Consider the following 25,595-nt stretch of genomic DNA (forward strand, 5'->3'; position numbering starts at 1 on the left):
ATTTCTTTAAAGACCTGACGCTTGGCCCTAGGTAGGATGGTCATGAATCGGCGCGATCTGCAGTGCCGACGAACATCGGGAGAGTGCCCATGGCCGCTGTTTCGGCCCCTCGTTTCACCCTGCGCCCCCTTGGCCGTCTGGCTGGTGGCGCGGTCCTGTCTGCTGCCCTATTCTCTGCGTCGGCTGCCACCGCGCAGGAGGCCGCCACGCTGAGCTTCGGTGGGGCAGCAGGTGTTGCTGATCCGGCGAGCCTTCCTGTCGCGACGGCTGTGCTGAACGGCCCCGAGGTCACGCAATCGGAGCCGGGCTTCCTCGATGAAGGCGGCCTGCTGGACGCAGAAAACCCGGATTTCGTCTTCACCCTGCGCCTCGGCGCGCAGGCGCAATCGGCCTATTTCGGCTCCGATGACATCGAATGGGGGCCGGACGCCGGTTTCCGTTTCGATTTCATCCGCTTCCCCAACGGGTTTGAATATGGCTCGGGCCGCGCCGTGGGCTTCCGCGAGGGCCTCGGCCTGCGCGGCTCGGTGCGCTACATTCCGATGCGCAACACCTCGGACCACGCCGAACTGACTGGCCTTGAGGATGTGGACTGGGCCTGGGAAGCCGGTTTCGGTGTCGGCTGGGAGCAGCGCAACTACCGCCTCTTCGCCGATGCCCGCTACGGTGTGATCGGCCACCATGCCTTCGTCGGCGAACTCGGCGCGGACGTGATCCTGCGCCCCGCCGAGGGCTGGACGCTCACCGCAGGCCCGCGCGTCACGCTGGGCAGCGATCGCTACACCTCCACCTATTTCGGCGTGACGGCAGCGGAATCCGCCGCCAGCGGCCTTGCCGCTTTTGACCCGAGCGGCGGGGCCGTGGAAGCCGGCGTGGAGCTGTCCGCCCGCTACGATTTCAATGAGCGCTGGGGGATGGAAGGCATCCTGTCTTACAAGAAGTTCGTCGGCGATGCCGCGGACTCGCCCATCGTGCTTCAGGGAACGGATGATTACCTGAAATTCGAAGTGGGCCTGACCCGCCGCGTGAGCCTCGACTTCTGATCTGGCTTCTTCGCTGGAGTCACAGAAAAGGGCGGCCCCTGAGCCGCCCTTTTTGCTTTAACGCGTGAGCCGCCGCGCGGCTCAGCCGTCGTAGCCTTCCACGATGGACAGCATTCCAACCGAAGCGCTTTCGCGCAGCGCTTTGGCGGCCTGGTATTCAGGGCTATTGTAGCAGGCGAGCGCGGTTTCATAATCGCCAAACTCGATCACCACTGCGCGTTTGGGCAGATCTCCCTCCACGACGTTCAACGCCCCGCCACGCACCAGAAACCGCCCGCCGTATTTGGAAAGCGGCAGGGCAACCGCCTTGCGGTAGGCGTCGTAGCCGTCCTGGTCGGTGACATCCATCTGGGCGATCCAGTAGCCTTTTGCCATCGGGGCATCCTCCTTTGAATTCGGTCGATGGTGGTGAAACAGGCTTAGCCGTTGCAGCCCTTCTCCGAAAGCTCGATCCCTTGGAAATCGCGCAGCTTGATCAGCCCCTCGGCCGACCATTCCCGCACGATGTCGCGGGTTTCGTCCATCGTATAGCCGTGTTTGGGCAGGATCTCGTCGGCCTCCGTGGCGCTCATCTTGCAGCCATTGGCGCGGATCAGCTCCAGCAATTCGGCAGAGCGGCCCTCAACAGCGAGCAAGGCCTGAGGGGCCGCGGCCATCAGGCCAGCCAGGAAAATCGTTCTGAAATGCATAAAAAAACTCCGGGGTATCAAAGTGATGCCCCGGAGTTTTCATGTTTTTGCAGCGGTGTCAAACCAGCCGCGAGGTGTCCTTTGCCGCGCGCACGAAATCGGCAAACAGCGGGTGGGGCTCAAAAGGCTTGCTCTTCAGTTCGGGGTGGTACTGCACGCCGATGAACCACGGGTGATCCTTCCACTCCACGATCTCGGGCAGCTTGCCATCGGGCGACATGCCCGAGAACGAAAGCCCACAGGCCTCAAGTTGGTCGCGGTACTTGATGTCCACCTCGTAGCGGTGGCGGTGGCGCTCCTCGATGGTGGTGGTGCCATAGACACCGGCCACTTTGGAGCCTTCCTTCAGGTTGGCCGTATAGGCGCCAAGGCGCATGGTGCCGCCCTTGTCGTCGGAGACGTTGCGCTGCACGGTGTAATTGCCCTGCACCCATTCCTTCAGGTGGTACACCACCGGGGTGAACCGCTTTTCACCGGCCTCGTGATCGAATTCCTCGGAGCCGGCATCGGGCAGTTCGGCCACGTTGCGCGCCGCTTCGATCACCGCCATCTGCATGCCGAGGCAAATGCCGAGGTAGGGGATCTTGCGCTCGCGGGCGAATTGCGCCGCCTTGATCTTGCCTTCCGTGCCGCGCTCGCCAAAGCCGCCGGGCACGAGGATCGCGTGGAAGCCTTCCAGATGGGGCGCGGCGTCTTCGGTGTCGAAGATCTCCGCATCGACCCACTCGACCTTCACTTTCACCCGGTTGGCCATGCCGCCATGGGTGAGCGCTTCGGCGATGGACTTATAGGCGTCCTCAAGCTGGGTGTATTTGCCGACGATGGCCACTTTCACCTCGCCTTCCGGGTGGAAGATACGATCGTAGACGTCTTCCCAGCGGGTGAGGTCGGGCTTGGGGGCAGGGGCGATGCCGAAGGCATCCAGAACCGCCTGATCGAGCCCTTCGCGGTGGTAGGCCAGCGGGGCCTCGTAGATGGATTTCAGATCCTGCGCCGCGATCACGCTGTCCGGGCGCACGTTGCAGAACAGGGCGAGCTTTTCGCGCTCTTTCTGCGGGATCGGGCCTTCGGAGCGGCAGACAAGCACATCCGGCGCGATGCCGATGGAGCGCAGCTCTTTCACGGAGTGCTGCGTGGGCTTGGTTTTCAGCTCGCCGGAGGCGGCGATGAAGGGCAGCAGCGTGAGATGCATGAAGATGCACTGGCCGCGCGGCTTGTCCTGGCTGAACTGGCGGATGGCTTCGAAGAAGGGCAGGCCCTCGATGTCGCCCACGGTGCCACCGATCTCGCAGAGCATGAAATCCACCTCATCGTCGCCGATGTCGATGAAATCCTTGATCTCGTTGGTGACGTGCGGGATCACCTGGATCGTCTTGCCGAGGTAATCGCCGCGGCGTTCCTTCTCCAACACGTTGGAGTAGATCCGCCCGGAGGAGACAGAATCCGTCTTGCGGGCCGACACGCCGGTGAAGCGCTCGTAGTGGCCAAGGTCCAGATCGGTTTCCGCGCCGTCGTCGGTGACGAAGACCTCGCCATGCTCAAACGGGCTCATGGTGCCCGGATCGACGTTGAGATAGGGATCCAGCTTGCGCAGGCGGACAGTGTAGCCGCGCGCCTGCAGCAGCGCGCCAAGAGCAGCGGACGCAAGGCCTTTGCCCAGCGAAGAAACAACACCGCCCGTGATGAAGATATAGCGTGCCATGGGCTGGCAAACCCCCGTGATCTAGGTCTCTTTCAAGTGACTCGGCTCAATGAAAAGCCGCAGCATCACGGGATTTAAGCCATAACGGATTCGGCCCGTCTTGGCAACAATACCGCAAGATGCTGTTGGGGGCAGGCGCCCCCTTGCTCAGATGTAGTGTGTGCGGGCCTTTAGTCGGCGCGCGGCGTGGCCGGAGCCTCTTCCGCCGTCGGCGGCAGCAGATCGCTGGCCTCGGGCAGGGCCGGGGCGCTTTCTTCAGCGGCCGGCGCGGTGGTGCCGATGCGATCCAGGACGGAGCTGTCGGCGGAGTTCTGTGCGGCGATCACGGTCAGCCCGATCGAGGTGCAGATGAAGGCGATCGCCAGCCCCCAGGTCAGTTTGCCCATCGCCGTTGCGGCTGCGCGGCCCGACATGACGCCGCCACCGCCGCCACCCATGCCCAGCCCGCCGCCTTCGGAGCGCTGCAGCAGCACCGCGCCGATCAGGCACAGCGCAAGGATCAGGTGGATGACAAGGACGACATTTTCCATGGACGGCACCGCGTTTTCATTCGATGTGGCTATCTATGCCGTCCGACCCCCGGTCGCAACCCCTTTCCCTTGGCTTTTCCCGGCCAGTGTGGCGGGGGAGGCGGGCCCGGCGCGGCCGCACCCTATGGGGCCGAGAGCAGCGCGGCCTCATAGCTGCGCAGAAGCCGGCGTGCGGCCTGGCCAAACGGGCTTTGGCCTGCAGGCCCATCCGGGAAGATCGCGGCCAGTTCGGCAAGCGCGGAGGGGGATAGCCGGTAAAGGGCTTCATCGCCAAGATAGAGGCTTTCCGCCCCGGCACCTTCGGCGATCAGGATTTCATGGCTGTCCAGCAGCACGTGAAAATAGGCCACGGGCGTGCAAGTGTCTTCAACCGCCACGCCGGGCCAGCCCAAAAGATCCTTGGCGGCCACGAGCACCTCTGATGCCCCGAACAGCAGGCTGCAGACAGGCGAGGTGACCAGCACGCGATGCTCCGGCGATACGCGCAAAAGCCGCTTTGGCTGGCCGCCTCCCAGCGCGCCGGGCGCGATGCGGATCGGGCGCAGCTCGGCACGCGCACGCAATTCCTTGCCCGAGAGCGTCCGCCCCTCGATCCAGCGGATCGGATGGATGCCGCCATCGCGCGTGCAGATCATATCCCCGGCCTTCAGCCGCTCCACGGCCACTTCGCCATCCGGCGTCATCAACCGGGTGCCGGCTGCAAAACAAACACCTTCGATGCTGATGGTGATGACCTGCGTATCAAACCCGTTCTGTTCATTGCCGCCGGGCGTCAGCGCGCCAACCTGAACGAGCACGACAAACGTGTCGGTGACCACTTCCCCGAAATCCAGCGAGTCGAAAAAGGCCTGATCCACGGTGTAGGTCCAGACCCCGGTCAGGAAATCGACGCTGGCTACGCCATTGGCCGGATCGGAGTCGATGGACCAGTTCACATCCGTCACTGTCCAACCTGGAGCAGGAACGCCTGGATCCACCGTCAGCGCGCCGGTGTCAGTCGTGTTGCCAAGTACGCCGCCAATGGAGCCAGCAGTATCGCCCCCGATCTCGGGGCGCAGCGCATCTGCAGGCGGGGGCACGGCAGGGAAGGGAAAGTTGACCATCAGCCGCTCTTCCTGCCGAGCACCGCGGCAAATTCCGCCTTCCTGTAGAGCCGCATGTGCACCGCGCCTGCCGCGTCCCGTGTCCATTCCACGATGCGGGGGCGGCTCATGTCGCTGTCCATCCGGTTGGCGCGCATCCGGTCAAAGGGGATCGTCTTGCGCATGATGTCGGCGATCTGTCGGATCTGCCCGAAGGGCGAGACGAGGTCGATGATCCAGAAGGAGCGGCCCGACGCGTAATCCGCGCCTATCACTGGCTGGTGATCGATTGCAAAGCGCCGCTCCACCTCCGGCGACAGCCCGGCATAGGTGACGAAGGCGCGCGGAAAGCCGTTCTGGCGGAAGATCTTGTACTGGTTCAAGCGCAGCGGGGTTTCAAAGGCGTTTACCGCCTGTGTCAGCGAGCGGTTGCGATGCGTTGCGGTGAGCGCCGAGAGATAGAGCATCGCCCCGAGGTCTGCATAGGCCTCGGGCGAAAGGTCAAACCAGCCCTCCGGTGCATCTGGTGTCTCTGCTGTCTGCATCGCACTTCGCGTGACAATCGTCCGTTTGCGCAAGGATTATCCGCAAAATATGGCGTCATTACGGAGCCAACCAAGGTGCAGCGGTGATTTGCCGCCGCTCTTGGCGCCGCGCTTATGCGGGGTGGCCTCAGATTCAGGTTTCGCCGCGCAAAGCCTGCCGCTATACGGGGGCCGGTTTTTCCCGTGCCAAGGATAGGAAGTGATCATGGCCAACGTTGTTGTGGTGGGCGCCCAATGGGGCGACGAAGGTAAAGGCAAGATTGTCGACTGGCTGAGCGAGCGCGCCGATGTGATCGCGCGCTTCCAGGGCGGCCACAATGCCGGCCACACGCTGGTCGTGGATGGCAAGGTCTACAAGCTGCACGCGCTGCCCTCGGGCGTCGTGCGCGGCGGCAAGCTTTCGGTGATCGGCAACGGTGTGGTGCTCGATCCCTGGCACCTTGTGAAGGAAATCGAGACGGTCCGCGCGCAGGGCGTTGAAATCACGCCGGAAACGTTGATGATCGCGGAGAATACGCCGCTGATCCTGCCGCTGCACGGAGAGCTGGACCGCGCCCGCGAAGAAGCCGCCTCCAAGGGCACCAAGATCGGCACCACGGGCCGCGGCATCGGCCCGGCCTATGAGGATAAAGTCGGCCGCCGCGCCATCCGCGTCGCCGATCTGGCCGATGACGCCACGCTGGAAGCCCGGGTTGACCGCGCACTCCAGCACCACGACCCGCTGCGCAAGGGCCTCGGCGTGGAGCCGATCGACCGCGACGCGCTGATTGCGCAGCTGAAGGCAATCGCGCCGCAGATCTTGCCCTTCGCCGCCCCGGTCTGGAAAGTGCTCAACGAAAAGCGCAAGGCTGGCAAACGCATCCTGTTCGAAGGCGCCCAAGGTGCGCTGCTCGATATCGACTTCGGCACCTACCCCTTCGTCACCTCCTCCAACGTGATCGCAGGGCAGGCGGCCACCGGCGTGGGCATCGGCCCCAACGCCATCGATTTCGTGCTCGGCATCGTGAAGGCCTACACCACCCGCGTGGGCGAGGGCCCCTTCCCGAGCGAGCTGCACGACGCGGACGGCCAGCGCCTCGGCGAGCGCGGCCATGAGTTCGGCACCACCACGGGCCGCAAGCGTCGCTGCGGCTGGTTCGACGCCTGCCTGCTGCGCCAGACCGTCGCCACCTCCGGCATCAACGGCATCTCGCTCACCAAGCTCGACGTGCTCGACGGGTTCGAAACCCTGAAGATCTGCGTCGCCTATGATCTGGACGGCACCCGGCTCGACTATCTGCCCACCGCCGCCGACCAGCAGGCCCGCTGCACCCCGATCTACGAGGAGCTGCCGGGCTGGAGCGAAAGCACCGAAGGCGCGCGTTCCTGGGCGGATCTGCCCGCCAACGCGATCAAATACGTGCGCCGCGTGGAAGAGTTGATCGGCTGCCCGGTCGCGCTACTCTCCACCTCGCCCGAACGCGAGGACACGATCCTCGTCACCGATCCTTTCGCCGACTAACCGCCGGAGCGCCCATGGCCCTGTCTTACAAAGCCCGCAAACGCCTGTCCCTGCTGATCCTCGTGGTTGGCGTCCCGGTGTATATCGTGGTCTGCGTGACGGTGGTGAACATGCTCGAACGCCCCTCGATCTGGGTTGAGTTCGGCATCTACGTCGCCCTTGGCATTGTCTGGGCTCTGCCGCTGAAAGCGGTGTTCAAGGGCGTGGGCAAGGAAGATCCAGACCAGCCGAACTGAGCCTCTTCATCTTGGCAAAAATATCCCGGGGTCCGGGGCAGCGCCCCGGGAATTGGCCAAGGGGCGCAGGCACTTAAAGGAAAAGCGGGGCAGCCTGTCCAGGGCTGCCCCGCTTTTTAACTGGTTACCGTTTCTCGTGGTGGTCTTCAGAACCGTTCGAGAGATCACTCGTTGCCGTAACGGGCCTTGGGTTTGAAACGGGTCGTCTTCGCGATGGTGAACTGGCCGCGTTGCACTTTCTGCAGCCGGCCTTCGCGTAGCAGCTGGCCGAAAGAGCGCAGCCCGTCCTCGCGGGAAATCTCCCCGGCGGCTTCGGCCTTGGCCATGATCCCCATCACATGGGGGCGGGAGAACTGCGGACGGCCTTCCACGTAAGCCACATAAGCGGCGGCGGCTTCCAGCAGGTCGGGCAGTTCCGTCACGCCGAGGCGCGCGGCAAATTCGGCAAAGCTCGTGTCATCGGCCAGCACATGGTCGACCTTCTCAAGCTCATAGACCGAAACCTCCCGGCGCGGCTTTTTCTGCAGCGCGAGATTGCCCGAGGTCACTTCGCCCTCATGGGCCTCAGCACCCCGTGCTGCCACGTCCCGGCCATCGGCCTGCACGTCTACGCGCTGCTCGCTCACGAGCATCAGCGGGGCCATGGTGCCGGCCTTGCGGCTGGGGCGCTCCACGGGTGCCGGGGCCGGGGCAGGCGCGGGCTTGGCCGGCTTGACGACCTTGGCCAGATCCTCGCGGTAGGCCTCGGTTTCGTCCTCGTCCTTCTTCTTGCCGCCAAGAAACTTGCGCTCGGCCACAGTGGCCGCCACGGCGGCTTTCAGATGGGCAAAACCCGAACGGCGGCGCGCGCCTTCGCTTTCTTCAAGCTTGCTGTTGGTCTGCTCCAGAAGGCGGGCGACGGCTTCCTCGTCGTCGGCGGCTTCCGTTGTCACCCGGCGCGGGGTCACGCGGACAGGGCGCACCGGGGCGACGGGGTCTGCCCCACGCTCCTCGGCCTCAACGGCGGCCAGTTCGGCACGCAGATCGGCCTCTTCCTCGTCGGACAGCGAGCTCGGCGCATCGTCGGCCTCGGCAACCTCGTCCTCGTCTTCGCTGTCATCCTCGATGAGTTCCATCGGCTGCAGGGTGCCATCGGCGATGGCGTCCTCCACGTCCGACTTCTTCATGCGGATCACACGGGCGCGGGCGCGGGCGGCGGCGGCCGTGGCAGAGGCTTTGCGGGCCTCGTCCTCGTCGTCGTCTTTGGCCATGTCTTCGGCCAGTTCTTCAGCCTGAACGCTGTTTTCCGCAGTCAGAACAAGCGGTTCCTCATCGGCGGCTTCGTCTTCCGCCTCTTCCGCAGCCTCCTGCGGCGTGGCATTCAGCGACGCGCTCAGGCGGGCGAGAACGTCGTCATCGGCGTCGGCGTCTGCCGGTTCGTCCTGCGCCGTCTCTTCGGCAACAGCGTCTTCGGCGTCGTCCTCATAGGCCTCTTCAAAAGCCTCTTCCTCGTAAGCTTCTTCCTCGAAAGCCTCCTCGGCCACGAGCTCTTCAAAAGCCTCGGCCTCGTCAGAAACCGCTTCAATGGCCTCTTCTTCGGCTTCACCCTCAGCGGCCTCCGCTTCGGCCTCGGCCTCCGCGATCTCCGAGTCTGCATCGGCCTCCGGCAGGAGATCGGCTTCCATCTCGTCCAGCGCGTCTTCCACCGGGGCGTCCTGCACGTCGGCAATCGCAGTGCGGGAGGCCACGGCCTTTAGCAACGCATCGGTTGCCTCGGGCGCGAAATCTGCCTCGGCGTCGTCCTCATAGGCCCCGGCCTCTTCAAAAGCCTCTTCCTCATAAGCTTCTTTCGACGCGGATTCTTCCTCGTGAGCTTCCTCTTCGAAAGCCTCTTCGGCCTGCGGTGCGGGGGCGGCGGTTTGTTCAAAGGCCTCCAGCGCGGCGAGCGAATCTTCCTCGTCGCCAGCGTCGGCCTCGCCTTCCTCGGCAGCAGCGGCGATCAGATCGGGATCGTCCAGCACGGGCTGCGGGGCAGGCGCAGGGGCGGGATCAGCGGCGGGCGCGGCGGGCTCGGCCGTTGCGTTCAGTTCCTCGGCGATCTCACCCACCTGCTCGTCCTCGTCAAAGAGGCGATCAGAGGTGCCGGCCTTGTTCTGGGCCACGACGGCGCGGATGCGCTGCAGCTTGGCCGCGATACTGTCGGCATCGGCCGAAGCCGGCGCGGCGGCGGGCGCGGCCTGGAAGGCAGGCTTGCGCGGGCTTTCGGCAGCGGCGGACCGGGCCACGGGCTGCGGCGGGATTGGCGAAGGCGCGGCGCGCTGGGGCTCCAGAGCCGGGGCCTCCTGCTGGCGCAGCACAACGTTGTTGTCCTTGATGCGCGCCTCGACGCGGCGGCTCACTTCTTTCTCGGCGATTCGCGCCAGCATCTCGGCATCCGGCGCCGGGGGCTCCGCGCCGAAGTAGCGATCCTCTGCGGCGAGATCGCGGAAATACTCCGCAATCGCTTTCATCGTATTGAAAGAGTCGTCGAAGCCTTCCAGCGTACAGCTGAAAGTGCCGTAGGAAACCGTTAGAATTTTACTCGCACCGACCATCGGATTGCTCGCTTTCTCTTATTCAGCAACAGTGTGTTTACCACCCCTTGCGTCGCAGAAAGGATCGGAACTGGGATATTTCCGGTGTCATTTATGGGCCAGAATGTGACGAAACCAAAGAATAGGGAAGAAATGCCTCATTTCGACGGGATTGTTTCCGTTTCCGGGCCAATTCTGCTGCTCGGCGGCGCTCCGGTGGACAATCTGGCGATTTCGGAGCTTTTGGCGACCCTGCCGAATCTCTTTGCCGCTGATGGCGGTGGCGCGCGGGCTGCGCTGGATGCCGGGTATTGTCCGCGCGCGGTGATCGGCGACATGGATTCGCTGGATGCAGCCACCCGAGAAGCGCTGCTGGCAGGTGGGGCAGATCTGATCGAGGTGGCGGAGCAGGAAAGCACCGATTTCGAGAAGTGCCTGCAGCGGCTGAGAGCCCCCCTTATATACGGTGCGGGTTTCACCGGCGCGCGGCTGGATCACACGCTGGCCGCTTTCACCGCTCTCGTGCGTCATGCGGATCAGAGGGTGATCCTTGTGGGGGAGGAGGATGTGATCTTCCTGTCGCCGGCCGAAATCGAACTGGACGTGCCTGCGGGCACGCGGGTGTCGCTCTATCCCATGGGGGCGGTGCGGGGGCGCTCCGACGGTTTGCACTGGCCTATCGACGGTATCGACTTCGCGCCGAATGGGCGGATCGGCACCTCGAACCGGGCGATGGGGCCGGTGCGGCTTTCGTTTGATACTGCGCGGATGCTTGTGATCATGCCGCGGGCGGCGCTTGACGCGGTGGCTCAAGCCCTGCTTGCCGCTCCCGGTAAATGATGTAGAGCCCGGCGCCCATCGTCACGAGGATGCCCAGGGCGGCGAGGCCATTGGGCAGATCGCGGAAGATCAGCCAGCCGATGAGGGTGGCGAAGGGGATTTCCAGATACTGCATCGGCGCGAGCGTGGCCGAGGGCGCAAAGCGCAGCGACCATGTCATCAGCAGATGCGCCACGGTGCCCAGCCCGCCCAGCGCGAGGATGAGCCAGAGCGTGACGGGATCTTCGGGCAGGCCGGGCAGGCCAGTGGTGAGCATCAGGAGGGGGGCGAGGCCAAGGCAGGCCATGACGCCGCTCATCGCCTGCAGTGCGATCGGCTCCACCCGTTTGGCGATGGTGCGCGTGACCAGCATGAACAGCGCAAAGACGACGGCCACCACCAGCGGCAGCAGCGCAGCGGGGCCGACGGCGGCAAAGCTCGGCTGCACCACCAGAAGCGTGCCGATGAAGCCCACCGCGCAGGCCGCGATGCGGCGCGGTCCGACCTCTTCGCCCAGCACGTAGCGGCCCAGGAGGAGCATGATGAAAGGCATAACGAAGGCGATGGCCACGGCCTCGGCCAGCGGCAGGTAGCGCAAGGAAAGGAACATACAGCCGATGCCGATGATATGCAGCCCCGTGCGCAGGGCTGTCATGCCCAGCACAAAAGGATCACGCAACATGCGGCGCACGCCGGGCAGGGCAAAGGGCAGCAGGAGCACCAGTTGGAACAGGAAGCGCAGGAAGACAAGCTCCGCCACGCCCATGCGGCTGCCCAGCAGTTTGGCCACGCCGTCACCCAGCGGGGCCAGCACGCAGAAGCCCAGCATCAGCGCGATGCCGAGGAGCGGTTTGTCGTTGGGGGCGGCAGGTGTCATGGGGCGACCCTAGGGGCGCGCTGCGGGCAGGGCAATCCGGGAGTTGCGGGTGTAGCGGAGGCCGCTGGCGCGGCACTTTTCTGCCTCCGGCGGGGATACTTTGGCCAAGATGAAGAGGCTCAGCAGTTGGGGACGTTTACCGCGAGGCCGCCGAGGGAGGTTTCCTTGTATTTCTCATGCATGTCGGCCCCGGTCTGGCGCATGGTCTCGATGGCGCTGTCCAGTGGCACGAAGTGATCGCCGGTGCCGCGCAGGGCCAGCGAGGCGGCGGAGACGGCCTTGATGCAGCCCAGCCCGTTGCGCTCGATGCAGGGCACCTGCACGAGGCCCTTCACCGGATCGCAGGTCATGCCGAGGTGATGTTCGAGCGCGATTTCGGCGGCGTTTTCCACCTGTTGCGGCGTGCCGCCCATCACGGCGCATAAGCCAGCGGCGGCCATGGCGGAGGCCGAGCCGACCTCGGCCTGACAGCCGCATTCCGCGCCCGAGATCGAGGCGTTGTGTTTCACGAGCCCGCCGATGGCGGCGGCGGTGAGCAGGAAATCGGGGATTTTCGAGGGGGCCGCGCCGGGGACGTGGTCGAGCCAGTAGCGCAGGGTCGCGGGCAGCACCCCGGCGGCGCCATTGGTGGGGGCGGTGACAACCTGCCCGCCGGCGGCGTTCTCTTCATTCACGGCCATGGCATAGGCGCACATCCAATCGTTGATCGTGTGCGGCGCGGTGAGGTTCATGCCGCGTTCGGCCAGCAGCGCCTCATGCACCTGCCGCGCGCGGCGTTTGACGTTGAGGCCGCCGGGCAGGGTGCCTTCCGCTGCCAACCCGCGCTCGATGCAGGCGTTCATCACCTCCCAGAGCCGCGCGATCCCGGCATCGAGATCGGCCGCCGGGCGGCGCGACAGCTCGTTGGCGCGTTTCATCTCGGCGATGCTCTTGCCGCTTGCCGTGCTCATGGCGAGCATTTCTGCGGCGGATTTGAACGGGAAGGGCACCGGCGCGCCTTCGTCGGTGTCCTTGCCGGCGGCCAGTTCGCCTTCCGTCATCACGAAGCCGCCACCGATGGAGTAGTAGGTTTCCTGCAGGATCACGTCACCCTGCGCATCCGTTGCCATCAGGATCATGCCGTTGGCGTGGCCGGGCAGGGGCGGGCCGTAGTCAAAGACGAGATCGGAGTCGGGATCGAAAGCAAGTGCGGGCAGGCCCTCGGGGTGCAGGCGCTTCTCGGTGCGGATCTGGGTGAGCGCGGCTTCGGCGGCCTCGGCCTCGTAGCTGTCGGGCAGGAAGCCCGCGAGCCCCAGAATTGTGGCGCGATCGGTGGCATGGCCAACGCCGGTGAAGGCAAGCGAGCCATGCAGGGAGGCGCGCACCCCGTGGGCCGCAAAAGGCGAGGCGCGCAAGGAGTCCAGAAAGCGCCCGGCGGCCACCATCGGCCCCATCGTATGGGAAGAGGACGGGCCGACGCCCACTTTGAACATCTCGAAAACGGAGAGAAACATGGCGGGCCTTTCCTGCTTGCTCGCGCCCATTCATGGCAGAAGCCGCGCCAAAGGCGAGGGGGAAAACGACACCCCATCCCGCCGCCGCGACAGGGCGCGGGCGGCTCAGGGCGCGCCTATGGGGCAAAAACCCCAAGGAAGGTATGCATTTGCCTCTCGCGGCCCGGCCATTCCTTTCCTATAACGTATGCAGCAAGTTCAGGAGAGCCCCATGCCCGCAGAGCTTTCGCCGATCGACAAGGCCAAGTTCGTTGCCGCCAAGCGCGCCACCGATTTCGTCGAGGACGGGATGCGCGTGGGTTTGGGCACCGGCTCCACCGCAGCCTGGCTGGTGCGCTGCCTTGGCGAGTTGGTGCGTGAAGACGGCCTGCGCATCACTGGCGTGCCGACCTCCAGCCGCACCGCCGATCTGGCGCGTCAGGTTGGGATCAAGGTTGTCTCTCTGGATGAGGCCAAATGGCTCGACGTCACCATCGACGGGGCGGACGAATATGACGCCAACCTGAACCTGATCAAGGGCGGCGGCGGCGCGCTGCTGCAGGAAAAGATCGTGGCCACGGCCTCGGACCAGATGATCGTGATCGCCGATATCTCCAAACAGGTGGACACGCTCGGGGCCTTTCCACTGCCCGTGGAGGTGGTGCCGTTCGGCTGGCAGACCACCAAGGCGCTGATCGAGGAAACCGTGGTGGGGCTCGATGTGCTGGGGCAGGCAACAACGCTCAGGCTCAATGGGGATACGCCCTACATCACCGACGAGGGCAACTACATTCTTGATCTGCATCTCAAGCGCATCGGCAACCCGCGCCAGCTTTCCCTTGTGATGAACCAGATCCCCGGCGTCGTGGAAAACGGCCTCTTCATCGACATCTGTGACGCGGTTGTGATCGGCTACGGGGATGGCAAGGTCGAGGTGCGGGACATAAATGCCGGAACGATCGAGGAAGACCACCTCGATTTCGTCGACGAAAAGAACATGTTCTCCGACCTGTAACAGGTCTGACCCTAAGGAATATCTATGGCTTTCGATTATGATCTGTTTGTCATCGGCGGTGGCTCCGGTGGCGTGCGCGCAGCGCGGCTGGCGGCCTCCGAAGCCGGGGCCAAGGTGGCGCTGGCAGAGGAATACCGCATGGGCGGCACCTGCGTGATCCGGGGCTGCGTGCCGAAAAAGCTGATGGTTTTCGCCTCCGCCTATAAGGAGCAGTTCGAGGATGCCCGCGCCTATGGCTGGGACGTGTCTGAGGGCGGCTTCAACTGGGAGACCTTCCACCCCAAGCTCACCGCGGAACTGGAGCGGCTCGAAGGCATCTACCGCAATGTGCTGGCCAATGCCGGTGTCACCACCTACGACGCCCGCGCCACGCTGAAGGACGCCCACACCGTGGCGCTCTCCACCGGAGAGACCTTCACCGCCAAGCATATCCTCGTGGCCGCAGGGGGGCATCCGTTCAAGCCCGAGATGGCGGGGATCGAGCATACGATCACCTCGAACGAGGTCTTTCTCTGGGACAAGCTGCCGAAATCCATCCTGATCGTGGGCGGCGGCTTCATCGCCTGCGAGTTCGCCTGCATCCTGCATGGGCTCGGCGTCGAGGTAACGCAGTTCTACCGCGGCGCGCAGATCCTGCGCGGCTTTGACGATGAGGCGCGCGGCCATGTGGCCGAGCAGATGAAGGATCGTGGCGTGGACCTGCACGTCGGCACCGATGTGCTGGAGATCAAGAAGGTCGAAGGCGGGCTCTGGGTGAAATGCACCAATGGCACCGAGCGCGTTTATGAGCAGGTCATGTTTGCCACGGGCCGGGTGCCCAATACGGCGGGCATGGGCCTTGAAGAGGCGGGCGTAAAGCTGGGCCGCAAGGGCGAGATCGTCGTGGACGACTATTCCCAGACCTCTGTGCCGTCGATTTACGCCGTGGGCGATGTGACCGACCGGATCAACCTCACACCCGTTGCCATCCGCGAGGGCGCGGCTTTTGTTGAAACCGTCTTCAAGGGCAACCCGACGAAACCCGATCACGAACTGGTGGCTTCGGCCGTTTTCACCCAGCCGGAGCTGGGCACCGTGGGGCTGACGGAAGAAGAGGCGGCGGAGCAGGAGCCGATCGAGGTCTATGCGGCCTCGTTCCGCGCGATGCAGACGCTCTTTGCGGGCCGCGATGACCGGGTGATGATGAAGCTCATCGTCAGCCAGGCCACGCGCAAGGTGCTGGGGTGTCATATCGTCGCCGACAACGCCGGCGAAATGATCCAGCTTGCGGCGATTGCCGTGAAGATGGGCGCAACAAAAGAAGATTTCGACCGCACTGTCGCGGTCCATCCGACGATGAGCGAAGAGCTTGTCACCATGAAGACCCCGACGCGCACGGCTTGAAACCGGCGCGAACGGGTACACTTATTGCACTGACGTGCATGAACAGAACACGAGGTAGAGAGGCTTAATGGCTGGAAACAACGGCGGACCCTGGGGGGGAGGCGGCAACAGCGGCGGTGGAGGCGGTAACGACGACAACCGCGGCAATCGCCCAGGCCAGCGCCCCGGGCAGAATGATCCGCAGATTCCCGACGTTGATGAACTTGTGAAGAAGGGCCAGGAGCAGCTGAAGGTGCTTCTGGGCGGCGGCCGTGGTGGCCGTGGCAATGGCAGCGGCGGTGGCGCTGGCGGCGGTGGTCCGAAGATCACCCGCGGCACCGTGGGCATCGCGGCGCTGGCGGCGCTGGGTCTCTGGGCCTACGCCTCCTTCTACACCGTTAAGCCCGACGAGAAGTCGGTCGAACTGTTTCTCGGTGAGTTTTACGCTGTCGGCGATCCGGGCCTGAACTTTGCACCTTGGCCGCTGATCACCAAGGAAGTGATCTCGGTCACCAGCGAACAGACGGTGGAAATCGGCGCGGGCAGCCGAGGTGCTGACAGCGGGCTGATGCTGACGGGTGACGAGAACATCGTCGACATCGATTTCCAGGTGGTCTGGAACATCTCCGATCCGGCGCGCTTCCTCTTTACGCTGCGGGATCCGAACCAGACGATCCAGGCCGTTTCTGAATCGGCCATGCGCGAGATCATCGCGCAATCGGAGCTGGCACCGATCCTCAACCGGGACCGTGGCATCATCGCAGACCGGCTGCAGGAGCTGATCCAAACGACATTGGACAGCTATGACTCCGGCGTGAACATCATCCGGGTGAACTTCGACGGTGCCGATCCGCCCGAACCGGTGAAAGACGCCTTCCGCGCCGTGCAATCGGCCGGGCAGGAACGTGACCGGCTCGAAAAGCAGGCTGACGCTTACGCCAACCGCGTGCTCGCAGGCGCACGGGGTGAAGCCGCTCAGACGCTGGAAGAAGCCGAAGCGTACCGCGCTCAGGTCGTGAACGAGGCATCGGGTGAAGCCAGCCGCTTCTCTGCCGTTCTCGAAGAATACCTCAAGGCGCCGGATGTGACGCGCAAGCGTCTGTATCTTGAAACCATGGAACAGGTGCTGGGCCGTGTGGACAAGGTGATCCTTGACGAAGGTGCAGGCGAAGGCGGAAGCGGCGTTGTGCCCTACCTGCCGCTCAACGAGCTGCGCAAATCCACCACTGCTGAAGGAGGGTCCAACTGATGCGTCGCTCCACGTTTATCATTCCCGTTCTCGTGGTGGTTGCCGCGGGTATCCTCTCGGCGCTCTTCATCGTGGATGAACGCGAAAAGGCGCTTGTGCTGCAGTTTGGCCGCGTCGTGGCCGTGAAGGAAGAGCCCGGGCTCGCGTTCAAGATCCCGCTGATTCAGGAAGTCGTGAAATACGACGACCGGATCCTGAGCCGCGAAGTCGGCCCGCTCGAGATCACGCCGCTGGATGATCGCCGCCTCGTCGTCGATGCCTTCGCGCGCTACCGGATCGCCGATGTCGAGCAGTTCCGTCAGGCCGTGGGTGTGGGCGGGATCGCTGCCGCCGAAAGCCGGCTGGACTCGATCCTGCGCGCCCAGACGCGGGAAGTGCTCGGCTCGGTGAGCTCCAACGACATCCTTTCGTCGGACCGGGCCACGCTGATGCTGCGCATCCGCAACGGCGCGATTGCCGAAGCCCGCGCGCTGGGCCTTGAGGTGATCGACGTGCGCCTGAAACGCACCGATCTGCCGCAGGCCAACCTCGATGCAACCTTCGCCCGGATGCGCGCTGAGCGTGAACGGGAAGCCGCGGACGAGATCGCCCGTGGTGAAGAAGCCGCGCAGCGGGTGCGTGCACAGGCCGACCGGACGGTGGTGGAGCTTGTCTCCGAAGCCCGCCGCGAAGCCGAGATCGTGCGCGGTGAAGCCGATGCGCAGCGCAACGGCATCTTCGCCGAGGCTTTCGGGGCCGATGAGGAGTTCTTCCGCTTCTACCGCTCCCTGAACGCCTACCAGCGCTCGTTCCAGTCGGATAACTCGTCGCTCGTGCTTTCGCCCGACAGCGAGTTCTTCCAGTACTTCAAATCGGCCACCGGCGAGTGATCGAAACGATCCTTCTCGCCCTCGGGCTTGTACTCTTCGTGGAGGGGCTGGTGTTCGCACTGGCCCCTTCGCGCCTTGATGAGCTGCTCAAATTCATCGCCTCAATCCCCCGCGACACCCGCCGGCTGATCGGTTTGTTCGCCATGGGGGCCGGTTTTCTACTGGTCTGGCTCTCCGGCGGCCTTTAATTTCTGCCACTCTGGCGACTGTTACCAATTTATCACGCCCATGTGAAACTTCGGCATCGCACGCACAGTTGAAGTCGTGCTCACGCCGCCAACATACTTCTGCAGAGAAAAAGGCACCCGTCAGACGGCTGCCGAATCAAGAGGAGAATGACGTGACACCTCAGGACGTTCAAAATCGGGCAGGCGTACCAGCACTGACCGCTGCGGTGCGCGCACTGCCGCGCCAGACGGGTATGCTCGTCTTCGGGCTTGCGCTGATGCTCGCCCCCGCTTTCGCGCCGCAGGCGCAAGCCAAGGGCGCGCCCGAAAGCTTTGCGGAGCTGGCCGAAGACATCAGCCCGGCCGTGGTGAACATCACCACATCCACCACCGTTGCCGCCTCCACCGGCGGCCCCTCGCCGCTGGTGCCGGAAGGCTCCCCCTTCGAGGATTTTTTCCGTGAGTTCCAGGATCGCGGTGGCCAGGGCAACCGCCCCCGCCGCAGCCAGGCGCTCGGCTCGGGCTTCGTGATTTCCGCCGATGGCTTCGTGGTGACGAACAACCACGTGATCGAAGGCGCAGACGAGATCCTGATCGAGTTCTTCGAGGGCGGCGAGCTGCCCGCTAAAGTGATCGGCACCGACCCGAACACCGACATTGCGCTGCTGAAAGTGGAAAGCGACGAGCCGCTCGATTTCGTCGAGTTCGGCAACAGCGACGTGGCCCGCGTGGGCGATTGGGTGATGGCCATGGGCAACCCGCTGGGGCAGGGCTTCTCTGTCTCTGCTGGCATCATCTCGGCTCGCAACCGAGCGCTGTCCGGCAGCTATGACGATTACATCCAGACCGACGCCGCCATCAACCGCGGCAACTCCGGCGGCCCGCTCTTCAACATGGACGGCGAAGTGATCGGCGTGAACACCGCGATCCTGTCGCCCAACGGCGGCTCCATCGGCATCGGCTTTGCCATGTCCTCGGCCGTGGTGGAACGCGTTGTCGCCCAGCTGCAGGAATTCGGCGAGACCCGCCGCGGCTGGCTCGGCGTGCGCATTCAGGATGTGACCGACGACGTCGCCGAGGCTCTTGGCCTTGAAGACGCCGTGGGCGCGCTCATCACCGATGTGCCGGAAGGCCCCGCCGCTGAAGCCGGCCTGAAATCCGGGGATCTGATCCTGTCGTTTGACGGCAAGACGGTCGAAGACACCCGCGAGCTCGTGCGCGAAGTCGGCAACACCGAAGTCGGCAAGACGGTCGAGGTCGTGGTTCTGCGCGACGGCAGCGAGGAAACCCTCGCCGTGACGCTGGGCCGCCGCGAAACCGCCGAAGGCGCGGTGCCGGCCTCCGCCCCAGCCACCGAGCCGGTCGAGAGCGAGATCCTTGGCCTGTCGCTGTCGGAGATGAGCGACGAGCTGCGCGAGCAGCTGGAGCTTGGCACCAATGCCGACGGGCTCGTGGTGACAGAAGTGGACGAAGCCAGCGAGGCCTATGAGAAAGGACTGCGCGCCGGCGACGTGATCACCGAAGCCGGCCAGCAGAAGGTGGCCTCCATCGAGGATCTGGAAGGCCGGATCGAAGATGCCGAGGACGCCGGGCGTAAATCCCTGCTGCTTCTGGTGCGCCGCGCCGGTGAGCCGCGCTTCGTGGCGCTCTCGCTGGAATAAGCCAGCCGCCTCTGCCTGCGGGCATTCGGAACAATCAAAGCCCCCGGAGCCCGCTCCGGGGGCTTTTTCTTGGGCTGCGCCGTGCGTGCAAAGCCAGCGGCATTTTGGGATCATGCGGATCGCCTGTATGCTGTCTGGGTCGGACACAGGAGGGGGTGCGATGCAGGACATTGAAATCGAACGCTGCCAAAGCCTGCCGCCACGGGCAGACCTCGACGGCTTGCTGTCGCAATATTATGCCCTGATCGTTGAGCGGATGCAGGCCATGGGGTTTGAGATCGACCCGGAAGCGCCCCGCAGCGCGCTCGCGGAATTCTGGGAAAACGCCGAGGATTACCTGCCCCCTAAAGGGTGCATCGTGGTTGCGCGCAGTAGCACAGGCGCGCTTGTCGGCTGCGGCATGCTGAAATGCCTTGGGCCGGAGGTGGGCGAGCTGAAACGTGTGTTCGTGACGCAAGCCGCGCGGGGCAGCGGGGCAGGGCGCGCCCTGATTGAAGCGCGCGAGGCCGCCGCCCGCGAGATGGGGCTGAAACGGCTGGTGGCAGATACGCTCACCCCCAACGTGGAAATGCGCAGCCTCTACCCCAAGCTCGGCTTTACCGAGGTGCGCGGCCCGATCGAAACCACGACCTACAACGATCAGCCGATGCTGCGCCCCCATTTGCACTACTTCGTGAAGGATCTCTGAGCCGAGCTGCGTCTCTGCGATGTGCGCGGCACCTTGCCCTGTGCCTGTTTGTTTGGCCGAGCAGCCCTTGTTCTCCACATCGGCGCGCTACTTTTGTGGTATTCTGGAAGCGAAAAGCCACGGGAGGCCCGCATGCAACGCAAGAAGGCAAGTGATTTCGATCCGCGTATCCTCGAACTTTATGACGGCTACGTGCACGGCAAGATGTCCAAACGCGCGTTTCTCGCAGGGGCCACGAAATACGTGGCCGCCGGGGTCACGGCGGCGGCGGTTTTGGAGAGCCTGCAACCCAACTACGCGCTGGCGCAGCAGGTCGCGCCCGATGATCCGGCCATCGAGACCATGATCGCCGAGTATGACAGCCCGGAGGGCCACGGCACGATCAAAGGGCTGATGGCAAAGCCCGCCGGGGCCACCGGCAAACTCCCGGCGGTGCTCGTGATCCATGAGAACCGTGGCCTGAACCCTTACATCGAGGACGTCGTGCGCCGCACCGCGAAGGCCGGCTATCTTGCCTTCGGCCCCGATGGGCTCACCCCGCTCGGCGGCTATCCCGGCAACGATGATCAGGGGCGCGAGATGCAGCGCGAGCTGGACCGCGCCAAGCTGATGGAAGATTTCTTCGCGGCCTTCGAATACTTGCGCGATCACGAGGGCAGCACCGGCAAGGTCGGGGCGGTCGGCTTCTGCTACGGCGGTGGCGTCTGCAATGCCTTGGCCGTCGCCTACCCGGATCTGTCGGCCTCAGTACCCTTCTACGGCCGCCAGCCCGACGCCGCCGACGTGCCCGGTATCGCCGCCCCGCTGCTGATCCACTACGGCGGGCTGGACGAGCGGATCAACGCAGGCTGGCCTGCTTATGAAGCCGCGCTGAAGGCCAACAACAAGGTCTATGAAGCCCATATCTACGAAGGGGCCAACCACGGGTTCCATAACGACACGACCCCCCGTTACGACGAAGCCGCCGCAACATTGGCCTGGGAGCGCACGTTGGCGCATTTCGCCAAGCATCTCGGCTAGGGGGCTTTTGGCGGCGCGCTCTCGGTATCGGGAGGCGTCTCCCGGCCATAAGCGGCCACGCCAAGCTGGCGTGCTGCTTCCAGCGAGAGCGTCGCGCTCTCAAGCCCGCGCGGGGTCTGATAGGCCTTGATCGCGGCGCGGGTCTGGGAATCCAGCGTGCCCGTGATCGGGCCCTTGTAATAGCCACGAACGGTGAGCGCGCGCTGTACGGTGGCGAGGAAGCGCAGGTCCAGCTCGGCTGCGCAGGGCGTGCGGAACCAGACCTCGGCGCGTTCGCGCAGGATGTCCTGCCGGGTCTGGGTGCCATAGACGGCCGGTGCGGTCAGCGTGCCGGCTTCGTCATATTTCGCGGGTGCGATCTGCACCTGTTCGGTGGTGGTCTGGATCAGCGCAGGCTGGGTGTCCTGCGCCCAGCAGGTGCCCGTGTCAGCGGTGTCCGGTGCATCGGTTTGGGTCGGGATCAGGGCTGCGGTATTGGCAGCGGTGACGGCCACCTGACGGCGCTCGGGCTCCACGCAGGCGGCGGTCAGCCCGGCCAATGCGAGTGCGAAGCTCACCAGAAGGCGGGAGCGGCTGAGGGAAGAAGAGGCAGGCACTGCGCGATGGGCCGGTCTTGTTGCTTTTGCGCCATCCTGCCCGATCCGGCAGGCGCGGGAAAGGGCTTTCGTCGCGTGCGGCCTCACAGCATCCACGGGAGCGCGCGCGCAGGGGCCGCGCCGGGATCGATGCCGTGGCGCGTACAAAGCAGCTCCAGATAGCTGCCCGCAGGGGGCAGCCCGCCGTAGTGAAGCGCGACCTGCTTGCGGGTAAAGCCAAACAGATGCACCGAGCGGCAGCCCTCGGGCTCGATCCGGGCAAGATCGGGCTTGGGCCGCCACAGCAACGGCAGCGCCTCGCGCATGATCGGATAGAAGACGTGTTTCTCCTGCGCGTAGGTGTCCTCGCCATTTCGCTTCAGGAAAAAGGTAAAGCCCTTCGGCCCGGTCACGCCCCATGGCAGATCGGCGATGCTCCAACGCTCCCCGCGCGCCCGCCGCGCCTCGGCGTCTGCGCGGTAGGAGGCCCCGCGCCAGGGGATCACCGGGCACTCGCTCTCCAGAAAACCGAGCAGAGCAGCCAGCGTCGGGCTCTCGGGCGGCAGCCCCATCACCCCGGTCAGGATCCGGCCCCGCCCGTTGGCCCCGAAGACATGGGCGCCATCGAAGGCAAAAGGGCGGCGGCAGTAGGCGTCAAGATCGGCCCAGAGCACGCCACCTTCGCGCAGAATATGTAGCCTCAGAAGATCGGAATAGACCGCCACCCGGGTTCGATCACCGTCCGCGATGGGAAAAGGTGGCGGGCAGAGCGCGACCGCTTCCCGCAGGTCCACCCCCTCCGGCACGCCTTCAACGGTGCCATGCACGTAAAGCCTGACATCATGTCCGGCCTCCTGAAAAGACCGGATCACAACCTGTTCGAAGAAACTTAAGGCGGAGCCCGTCCAGAAGCTCGCGATCGTGGGAAGCATGCTCAGGCCTCAAGGGGGAAGTCAGTGTCAGCATACCGTGGCTTTGCCCCTGTGTCAGCGTGAAGTGGGGGGCTCTGCCCCCGCCGCCTTCGGCGCCTCCCCCGAGATATTTACAGAACAAAGTGGGGCCCCATCATCTTCTGACCGGAAATATCCGGGGGTGCGGGGCAGAGCCCCGCTTTTACCTGTGTGCGGGGCAGAGCCCCGCTGAAAACCGCGCGGGGCGCAAGCCCCGCGCCCCCTTTGCCTCACAGCATCCAGGCGATGGGTAGCCAGCTCATGAAGGTCACCAGCGCGCGGCCAAAGAGCGTGGTTGCGGGCTCTGTCGTGTGGATGACCTCATGGCCGTCCTCCGCTGTTTCCTGCCAGGAGAAGGCGCCTTCTGGTGACAGGCGGACGCGGTAGGCATTGGCGTCGAGATTGCTGTCGAAGCTTTCGGCCATGGTGCGGGCAAGCGCTTCGCTGTCGATCAGGAAGCCCATCTCGGTGTTGAGGTTGGCCGACCGAGGGTCGAAATTGAAGGAGCCGACGAAGATCTCGTCGCGGTCCAGCACGAAGGTTTTGGCGTGCAGGCTGGTGGTGGAGTAGCCCAGCAGCCCAAGCTGCCCGCCCAGCCGCGCCTGTTCGACGCCGGCTTTCAGCTCATAGACCTCGACACCGCCCTCCAGCAGATCATCGCGGCTGCGGATGTAGCCGCCGTGCACGGGGAGCACATCGGTGGCGGCCTGCGAGTTTGTCAGGGTGCGCACCCGGATGCCGTCCTGCGCGAAGCCCGCGAGCAGATCGGTGAAGCCTTCTCCGGGCACGAAATAGGCCGACACCAGATCGACGCTTTCGGTGGGCCGCCCGAGAATGGAAAAGAGCCGCGTGATCATCAGCTGATCCGGGGCCGCTGGGCCCAGCCCTTTCACCGGATCATCGCTCACCAGCCGGGTTTCGACCCAGTCCAGCAGCAGCGAGCCCTCCATCATCTGGGCAATGAGTTTGGTGTTCTCGATAGCGGAGAGATAGGCTTTGGCGGCCGGGTCTTCACGCACCGCAGCGGCGGCGGCCTCGATCGATGCGGCCTGGGGATCGTCCTGCGGCAGAACCAGCGACACCGGGAAAGCCGATTGGCTGGCCCAGTAGCCGTCGAAATCCGCGCCCACCTCCGCTGCGGCATTGCCGGCAACAAGCACGTCGAGATCGAAGTAGTTCACATCCTCGGCGGTGGCGAAATAGATGTCGCCCACGTTGCGCCCGCCGACGATGGTGGCGATCCCGTCCACGGTGAAGGACTTGTTGTGCATCCGGCGGTTCAGGCGGCGGAAGTCGAACATATAGGAGGCCACGCGGGGGCTGCGCAGGATGAAGGAGTTGAACAGGCGCACTTCGGCGTTGGGGTGGCTGTCCAGTTCGGCCAGTTCGGCGTCGAGCGCCGGGGTGCCGTTGTCGTCTACCAGAAGCCGCACGCGCACGCCGCGCTCTGCGGCGGCCTGCAATTCGGCGAGCAGCAGGATCCCCGTAATGTCGTTTTGCCAGATATAGTATTGCGCATCGATGCTGGTCTCCGCCGAGCGTGCCAGCAAGATCCGCGCCGCGAAGGCCAGCGCGCCGTTCTGCAGCGGCGCGACGCCGTTCTTGCCCGGATGCGCTTCCATTTGAGGGCGCACATGGCGCGCGATGCGGCTGTCGGTGGCGGGCGGCAGCGCCGTGCTTTCGCTGCGCCCCGCAAGATCGGGCGGCGCATAGATCATGCGGGCCACGAACCCGGCCCCCCAGAGAAGCACCGCGACAAGGATGATGAGTTTCAACGCCCGCATGGGTCAACCTCCGCATGGTCTGTTCGCCCGCTTTGCCACGGGTCTGCCCGCCAAAGACTAGGCGGGGCGGCCCCAAGGAGCAACAGAGCTGAGAATCCCCCTTGTTTCAAGGCAGTTGCGCGGCCATTGTGGCGTCAGGAGGTCCCCTATGCAGAAACCGGCCATTGTTCTGGATGCCTATTGGCGGCAAGTCTCCGAGCTGTTTTCCGAGGCCGACTACGCGCGGCTTCATACCGCTTTCGACGTGATCTGGGGGCAGGACGCGCCGATCCCGGCCGACGTGCTGGAGAGCGCTCTGCCCAAGGCCATCGCGCTGATATCGGCAGATCCGAAAGTGGGGGCAGGCACGCTCGCCGCCGCGCCGGGGCTCAAGGCGGTCATCGAGGTCTCGGGGGCGTTTCCGGCCTCTATCGATTACGCGGCCTGCGCCAAGAAGGGCGTCGAAGTGCTGAGCTGCGCGCCGGGCTTTCGCGAATCCGTGGCCGAGATGGCCGTGGCCATGGCGCTCTCGGGCGCGCGCGGGCTTGTGACAGAGCATGAGTTGTTTCGCAATGGTCGGGAAAGCTGGCTGGCCGATCACGCCGAGCGCGATTTCTCGCTGTTTGACTGCCCGATCGGTTTTGTCGGCTTCGGCTCCATCGCACAGGAAACCCTGCGCCTGTTGCGCCCCTTCCGCCCCATCGTGCGCGCCTATGATCCCTACCTCGATGAAGAGGCCGCCGAGGCCAAGGGTGTGATCCTTGCAAGCCTTGACGAGGTGCTGAGCCAAAGCCGCTGCACCTTCGTGATGGCCGCGCCCACGGTGGAGAACAAGGGCATGATCGGTGCGCGGCAGCTGTCGCGCATGCCCAACGGCAGCCTTCTGGTGCTCGCCAGCCGTGCCCATCTGGTGGACTTCGACGCGCTCCTGCGCGACACCACCTTCGGCCGTATCCGTGCCGCGATCGACGTCTTCCCGCAGGAGCCCGTCGACAAGAAATCCCAGATGCGCTTCAACCCGAACCTGATCCTCTCGCCGCACCGCGCGGCCGCCGTGAAGGGCGGGCGTCACCTGATCGGCAAGATGATCGTGGACGACCTGCAGGATATTGCCGCGGGCCGCGCGCCGACGCGCCTGTTGCGGGCGGCGGAGTGCGACGTCGCGCTGGTGGCGGGCGTGAGCGACAGCGCGCCTGTGGCCGATATGGCCAGCAAACGCTGATTTTCA

25 protein-coding genes are annotated in these 25,595 nt (G+C 64.8%); 13 read left to right on the top strand and 12 right to left on the bottom strand.

The features are described from left to right. Nucleotides 1-89 precede the first annotated feature (89 nt). Complete coding sequence (locus tag KVX96_RS06830) at nucleotides 90-1,043, top strand: MipA/OmpV family protein (RefSeq protein ID WP_261193586.1); 954 nt, start codon at nucleotides 90-92, stop codon at nucleotides 1,041-1,043. An 81-nt stretch (nucleotides 1,044-1,124) separates the two neighbouring features. Here KVX96_RS06830 and KVX96_RS06835 read toward each other — a convergent pair whose 3' ends face one another. The 6 genes from KVX96_RS06835 to KVX96_RS06860 form a co-directional block, all read right to left on the bottom strand. Next, nucleotides 1,125-1,418, bottom strand: a complete 294-nt coding sequence (locus tag KVX96_RS06835) for a DUF1330 domain-containing protein (RefSeq protein WP_261193587.1) — start codon at nucleotides 1,416-1,418, stop codon at nucleotides 1,125-1,127. A gap of 44 nt (nucleotides 1,419-1,462) precedes the next feature. After that, entirely contained in the window at nucleotides 1,463-1,699 is a 237-nt protein-coding gene (locus tag KVX96_RS06840; RefSeq protein WP_261193588.1) for a hypothetical protein, read from the bottom strand. Nucleotides 1,700-1,790: 91 nt separating this feature from the next. Then, nucleotides 1,791-3,434: a CTP synthase gene (locus KVX96_RS06845; protein ID WP_261193589.1), complete on the bottom strand. Its 1,644-nt coding sequence runs from the start codon at nucleotides 3,432-3,434 to the stop codon at nucleotides 1,791-1,793. A 170-nt stretch (nucleotides 3,435-3,604) separates the two neighbouring features. Then, nucleotides 3,605-3,964, bottom strand: coding sequence for a preprotein translocase subunit SecG (secG, locus tag KVX96_RS06850; protein ID WP_261193590.1), 360 nt, complete (start codon nucleotides 3,962-3,964; stop codon nucleotides 3,605-3,607). A 122-nt stretch (nucleotides 3,965-4,086) separates the two neighbouring features. Further along, nucleotides 4,087-5,067, bottom strand: a complete 981-nt coding sequence (locus KVX96_RS06855) for a Hint domain-containing protein (protein ID WP_261193591.1) — start codon at nucleotides 5,065-5,067, stop codon at nucleotides 4,087-4,089. Next, nucleotides 5,067-5,591, bottom strand: a complete 525-nt coding sequence (locus KVX96_RS06860; protein WP_261193592.1) for a toxin-activating lysine-acyltransferase — start codon at nucleotides 5,589-5,591, stop codon at nucleotides 5,067-5,069. Before KVX96_RS06860 ends, KVX96_RS06855 begins: the two co-directional genes overlap by 1 nt. Nucleotides 5,592-5,796: 205 nt before the next feature. Between KVX96_RS06860 and KVX96_RS06865 the strand changes: the two genes are divergently transcribed. Beyond that, on the top strand, nucleotides 5,797-7,092 hold the full coding sequence (locus tag KVX96_RS06865) for an adenylosuccinate synthase (RefSeq protein ID WP_261193593.1): 1,296 nt from the start codon (nucleotides 5,797-5,799) through the stop codon (nucleotides 7,090-7,092). Nucleotides 7,093-7,106: 14 nt separating this feature from the next. Further along, nucleotides 7,107-7,328 carry a DUF2842 domain-containing protein gene (locus tag KVX96_RS06870; RefSeq protein WP_261193594.1) on the top strand — a complete coding sequence of 74 codons (222 nt, stop codon included), beginning with the start codon at nucleotides 7,107-7,109 and terminating at the stop codon, nucleotides 7,326-7,328. Nucleotides 7,329-7,492: 164 nt separating this feature from the next. Here KVX96_RS06870 and KVX96_RS06875 read toward each other — a convergent pair whose 3' ends face one another. Beyond that, the gene (locus tag KVX96_RS06875; protein ID WP_261193595.1) at nucleotides 7,493-9,817 is read right to left on the bottom strand and encodes a hypothetical protein; all 2,325 of its coding nucleotides are present in this window, start codon (nucleotides 9,815-9,817) and stop codon (nucleotides 7,493-7,495) included. A gap of 216 nt (nucleotides 9,818-10,033) precedes the next feature. On the opposite strand from KVX96_RS06875, the gene KVX96_RS06880 reads away from it, so the two are divergent. Beyond that, nucleotides 10,034-10,720 carry a thiamine diphosphokinase gene (locus KVX96_RS06880; RefSeq protein ID WP_261193596.1) on the top strand — a complete coding sequence of 229 codons (687 nt, stop codon included), beginning with the start codon at nucleotides 10,034-10,036 and terminating at the stop codon, nucleotides 10,718-10,720. On the opposite strand, the gene KVX96_RS06885 is transcribed toward KVX96_RS06880, so the two are convergent. Next, on the bottom strand, nucleotides 10,659-11,576 hold the full coding sequence (locus tag KVX96_RS06885; protein WP_261193597.1) for a DMT family transporter: 918 nt from the start codon (nucleotides 11,574-11,576) through the stop codon (nucleotides 10,659-10,661). The two genes, KVX96_RS06880 and KVX96_RS06885, sit on opposite strands and share 62 nt — an antisense overlap. 119 nt (nucleotides 11,577-11,695) lie before the next feature. After that, on the bottom strand, nucleotides 11,696-13,069 hold the full coding sequence (locus KVX96_RS06890; RefSeq protein WP_261193598.1) for an L-serine ammonia-lyase: 1,374 nt from the start codon (nucleotides 13,067-13,069) through the stop codon (nucleotides 11,696-11,698). A gap of 211 nt (nucleotides 13,070-13,280) precedes the next feature. Between KVX96_RS06890 and rpiA the strand changes: the two genes are divergently transcribed. The 8 genes from rpiA to yghX all read left to right on the top strand — a co-directional run bounded on the left by rpiA (nucleotide 13,281) and on the right by yghX (nucleotide 21,079). Further along, nucleotides 13,281-14,063, top strand: coding sequence for a ribose-5-phosphate isomerase RpiA (gene rpiA / locus KVX96_RS06895; protein WP_261193599.1), 783 nt, complete (start codon nucleotides 13,281-13,283; stop codon nucleotides 14,061-14,063). 24 nt (nucleotides 14,064-14,087) lie between these two features. Then, entirely contained in the window at nucleotides 14,088-15,446 is a 1,359-nt protein-coding gene (gene gor / locus KVX96_RS06900; RefSeq protein WP_261193600.1) for a glutathione-disulfide reductase, read from the top strand. A gap of 67 nt (nucleotides 15,447-15,513) precedes the next feature. Then, a complete protein-coding gene (hflK, locus tag KVX96_RS06905) occupies nucleotides 15,514-16,674 on the top strand; it encodes an FtsH protease activity modulator HflK (RefSeq protein ID WP_261193601.1) in 1,161 nt (386 codons plus the stop codon). Beyond that, nucleotides 16,674-17,543, top strand: coding sequence for a protease modulator HflC (gene hflC / locus KVX96_RS06910; RefSeq protein WP_261193602.1), 870 nt, complete (start codon nucleotides 16,674-16,676; stop codon nucleotides 17,541-17,543). The genes hflK and hflC overlap by 1 nt, the downstream gene beginning before the upstream one ends. Beyond that, nucleotides 17,540-17,731 carry a DUF2065 domain-containing protein gene (locus KVX96_RS06915; RefSeq protein WP_314733094.1) on the top strand — a complete coding sequence of 64 codons (192 nt, stop codon included), beginning with the start codon at nucleotides 17,540-17,542 and terminating at the stop codon, nucleotides 17,729-17,731. Before hflC ends, KVX96_RS06915 begins: the two co-directional genes overlap by 4 nt. Before the next feature lie 233 nt (nucleotides 17,732-17,964). Beyond that, a complete protein-coding gene (locus KVX96_RS06920) occupies nucleotides 17,965-19,371 on the top strand; it encodes a Do family serine endopeptidase (RefSeq protein ID WP_409977118.1) in 1,407 nt (468 codons plus the stop codon). Between the two features lie 160 nt (nucleotides 19,372-19,531). Beyond that, the gene (locus KVX96_RS06925) at nucleotides 19,532-20,059 is read left to right on the top strand and encodes a GNAT family N-acetyltransferase (RefSeq protein WP_261193603.1); all 528 of its coding nucleotides are present in this window, start codon (nucleotides 19,532-19,534) and stop codon (nucleotides 20,057-20,059) included. Nucleotides 20,060-20,191: 132 nt separating this feature from the next. Beyond that, the gene (gene yghX / locus KVX96_RS06930; RefSeq protein ID WP_261193604.1) at nucleotides 20,192-21,079 is read left to right on the top strand and encodes a YghX family hydrolase; all 888 of its coding nucleotides are present in this window, start codon (nucleotides 20,192-20,194) and stop codon (nucleotides 21,077-21,079) included. Here yghX and KVX96_RS06935 read toward each other — a convergent pair. The 3 genes from KVX96_RS06935 to KVX96_RS06945 all read right to left on the bottom strand — a co-directional run bounded on the left by KVX96_RS06935 (nucleotide 21,076) and on the right by KVX96_RS06945 (nucleotide 24,388). Next, nucleotides 21,076-21,675 carry a peptidoglycan-binding domain-containing protein gene (locus KVX96_RS06935; RefSeq protein WP_261193605.1) on the bottom strand — a complete coding sequence of 200 codons (600 nt, stop codon included), beginning with the start codon at nucleotides 21,673-21,675 and terminating at the stop codon, nucleotides 21,076-21,078. The two genes, yghX and KVX96_RS06935, sit on opposite strands and share 4 nt — an antisense overlap. Before the next feature lie 83 nt (nucleotides 21,676-21,758). Beyond that, entirely contained in the window at nucleotides 21,759-22,586 is an 828-nt protein-coding gene (locus KVX96_RS06940; RefSeq protein ID WP_261193606.1) for a hypothetical protein, read from the bottom strand. Between the two features lie 248 nt (nucleotides 22,587-22,834). Beyond that, nucleotides 22,835-24,388, bottom strand: coding sequence for a phospholipase D family protein (locus KVX96_RS06945; RefSeq protein ID WP_261193607.1), 1,554 nt, complete (start codon nucleotides 24,386-24,388; stop codon nucleotides 22,835-22,837). 148 nt (nucleotides 24,389-24,536) lie between these two features. Between KVX96_RS06945 and KVX96_RS06950 the strand changes: the two genes are divergently transcribed. Further along, the gene (locus KVX96_RS06950; RefSeq protein WP_261193608.1) at nucleotides 24,537-25,589 is read left to right on the top strand and encodes an NAD(P)-dependent oxidoreductase; all 1,053 of its coding nucleotides are present in this window, start codon (nucleotides 24,537-24,539) and stop codon (nucleotides 25,587-25,589) included. Nucleotides 25,590-25,595 lie beyond the last annotated feature (6 nt).

The sequence above is a fragment of the Pseudoruegeria sp. SHC-113 genome (genome assembly GCF_025376885.1).
Taxonomy (GTDB): domain Bacteria; phylum Pseudomonadota; class Alphaproteobacteria; order Rhodobacterales; family Rhodobacteraceae; genus Pseudoruegeria.